Origin of the sequence: Pontibacillus halophilus JSM 076056 = DSM 19796 (assembly GCF_000425205.1) — a bacterium.
In the GTDB taxonomy this organism is placed as follows: domain Bacteria; phylum Bacillota; class Bacilli; order Bacillales; family BH030062; genus Pontibacillus_A; species Pontibacillus_A halophilus.
Window position 1 is genome coordinate 1 of sequence record NZ_AULI01000035.1, and the last position, 1,306, is coordinate 1,306.

Annotated in this window: 1 protein-coding gene and 1 pseudogene; both read left to right on the top strand. The window is 35.0% G+C overall.

What is annotated here, in order from left to right:
- Positions 1 to 376: 376 nt before the first annotated feature.
- On the top strand, positions 377 to 772 hold the full coding sequence (locus H513_RS0117595; RefSeq protein ID WP_026801895.1) for an immunity 22 family protein: 396 nt from the start codon (positions 377 to 379) through the stop codon (positions 770 to 772).
- Between the two features lie 25 nt (positions 773 to 797).
- A pseudogene (locus H513_RS20650) lies at positions 798 to 1,306 on the top strand (ATP-binding protein); the annotation flags it as partial.

Genomic DNA, 1,306 nt, shown 5'->3' on the forward strand with positions numbered 1-1,306 from the left:
GATACGAACCCACAGTACCCTCGGTTACCTAAGTCCAATAGAATTCAAATCGAAGCACCTTAATTAAACTGTCTAGTTTAGTGTTGACATTCCATAATGTATCATAAGGAGATACATAATGAATCAGCTTACTCTATTAAACCAGATTGAAATTGTTATCACATACGCTGAGAAGAATAAAGAATATCAAACCCAGTAGGAAGACATGGGTTTGATGGTTCTGGAAAAGCTCATAGAGAGCTTCTTGATCTGATTGATCACTCACTTGATTATGAAACATTTAAAAGGAAATTAAGAAATTGGGCACATTATAGGTTGAAAGGCGGAATTGATTCATTACCTGAAAGGCTTAGATAATTAGAAATGGGGGATTAAGATGGAAAACCCAGGAGCTGTTTCTCTTTGGTTTGGAAATTGTAGTAATGAGGATTTGCTAAGCAAGTATGTAGAAATAAACTATGATAATGAGGGAGACAGAATTCCTTCAAGCTTTATGAATGATTTTAAAATAGACTTCCTTGAGTATAACCAAGATTTATTAGAATGTACTTACAATGAATATCCTACGTCTTCTTTGTCTGAATTACTAAAGAATGCTTCATATTCTGACGCACTTATAAGTGAACTTAAAGACTTTTATGGTGAAAGTTTAGAAGAAAAGTACAATATTGCTATTCGGTTATATGATTTTGAATATGAGGAACTTGTTGAGGAAGCAAAACTTGATGGTAGGAACCTTAAATATATGGGGTCTGTTATTTATGAAGATTAGTAACTGAATATGATAATTAACATAAATTAATGAGCAAAACACCTTATCAGAACGCCAACTTTCTCAACTTACAGAATTGAGCTGGTTAGAGCAGCATTATAACCTTATCCTCTTAGGTCCTCCAGGCTTAGGGTAAACTTTTTTAGCTATTGGCATAGGTACTGAGGCTATCTACAGAGAGTTTAATGTGTGCTTCGTGACGATGGGTGAGCTTGTTCAACTTCTAAAAACAGAAGAAATACTTAATAAATCAAAAGTACAATTGAAGCGCATTAAGGCAGCAGATTTAGTTATTATTGAGATCTGATATACATGGCGATGGACCAGAGAGAAGCCAACCTTTTCTTCCATTTAGTTAACTATTTATACAAACGAAGTTCGATTATTTTAACCTCTAATAAAAGTCCAGACCCATGGGGAGAGCTTATGGGATACCAGAGTATCACCACAGCAATTTTGGACCGCCTACTTCATCGTGTAGAAGTAATCCATGTGGATGGAGACAGTTATCGAATGAAGCATCGAAGAAAAGTA